A 1,484-nucleotide genomic window follows, 5' to 3' on the forward strand; every position below is an offset into this window, starting at 1 on the left:
CCATTTCACCATACCTCTTCCACGTACTACAGGAAAGCTGTTATATTCCATGATGTAATACCTCACTTTTGTTTTTTTAATGCCACTACAAACAAACATGTGTTCTTTTTTAAGGTTTGAAAAGGGACCATTTTGTTAACATGAATATTCAAAAATAATTTTTTTAAGTTAGAATATTCAAAAACTTATTTATGCAAACAAGCATGTCATGATAACATTTAACAAAAGGGGGTAGAAGTAGATGAGTGTTGACATTATTTCTAAAGAAGAAATCACAAAATTATTAAACGAATGGTATCAAGCTATGATTTCACAACGTGTATTACAGTCTCAGAAAATAAAAGAAGATATTGCAAATAAAATCAATAATATTAAGGAAGACCAAACAATATTAGTCTACTACGCTTTATTGAATGCACGGTATAAACTGCTAATTCGGGATATGGATAGTACAAAAGATATTCTGGACAAAATCGAGCCTTTACCAGAGTCTACAGAAACATTTTTAGAGTACTATCATCATTTATTTAAAGCAATTTACGCTATTAATAAAGCAAACCATAGTGAAGCAAGAATGCAATTTGAAAAAGCTGAAACGTTTTTAGAGTACATGCATGATGAAATTGAAAAAGCTGAATTTAATTATTGGCTTGCAGTCCATTACTATCACGTATTAAAACCGATCCTAGCAGTTCAATTTGCTACAAAGGCGAATGAAGTATTTTCAATTAGTCCAGGGTATGAATTAAAAACTGCAGCATGCTTAAATACTTTAGGAATGGCACACATTCGACTAAATGAATTCGAAAGTGCAGAGGAATATTTACTTTCAGCACTAGGTACCTTCCAAAAATCTAATGATGAACTTCTTATTAAACGAGTTAAGCATAATTTAGGACTTTTATACGCAAGTCAAAACATGCCAGAGTTAGCAATTAAACACTTAGAGGATTCATTAGAAAATAACGCTAAAACTATGTTTCTTTTAGCAAGAGAACATTTTAAGTTAGGTTATAGTCATATCGCTAATGAATATATTGAGAATGGCTATAAGATTAGCGACTTATGTTATCGTCATCATTTCCGAATTTTAAAAGCAGTACATAACTATGTACCGCAAGAAGAATTAGAAAATGTGGTTATAGAAGGTATTTCGTATTTTGAAAAAGAAGAATTATATGATTGGGTAAAAGAATATGCTTCTCTTTTAGGTGAAAGATTCTATGGTTCAGAAAATCACAGAAAAGCAAGCAAGTATTTGCACATCGCTTTAGATGCAGACAAAAAGAGCATAGAAAGAAGGGCGCTAAAATGAAAAAAGCAATCTTATTAATGATGATGTTATCCGCTGTTTTTACTTTTGGTCTTACTAATGTAAAAGACATACCACAAAACGAAGCAATTGAAGTGTTTATGGATCATGGAGAACATATTTAAAACCTAAGGAAGAGGGCGCTTATAGTGTCCTCTTTTTAATATCTATT

Annotated in this window: 2 protein-coding genes; both read left to right on the forward strand. The window is 31.2% G+C overall.

Going from position 1 to position 1,484, the window contains the following annotated elements; all coding sequences use genetic code 11:
* Window positions 1-241: 241 nt before the first annotated feature.
* Window positions 242-1,315 (forward strand): tetratricopeptide repeat protein, encoded by a 1,074-nt coding sequence (locus ACQGS6_RS28315; protein WP_000109862.1) that lies wholly within the window; start codon window positions 242-244, stop codon window positions 1,313-1,315.
* Window positions 1,312-1,437 (forward strand): hypothetical protein, encoded by a 126-nt coding sequence (locus ACQGS6_RS28320; RefSeq protein ID WP_000709202.1) that lies wholly within the window; start codon window positions 1,312-1,314, stop codon window positions 1,435-1,437. The genes ACQGS6_RS28315 and ACQGS6_RS28320 overlap by 4 nt, the downstream gene beginning before the upstream one ends.
* Window positions 1,438-1,484 lie beyond the last annotated feature (47 nt).

Origin of the sequence: Bacillus sp. GMs2/2, from assembly GCF_050172095.1 — a bacterium.
GTDB classification, from domain to species: Bacteria; Bacillota; Bacilli; order Bacillales; family Bacillaceae_G; genus Bacillus_A; species Bacillus_A cereus.

Bases quoted from the DNA above. Each gene is read 5' to 3' on its own strand.
- ACQGS6_RS28320 (WP_000709202.1), top strand. From the start codon at position 1,312: ATGAAAAAAGCAATCTTATTAATGATGATGTTATCCGCTGTTTTTACT.
- ACQGS6_RS28315 (WP_000109862.1), top strand. From the start codon at position 242: ATGAGTGTTGACATTATTTCTAAAGAAGAAATCACAAAATTATTAAAC.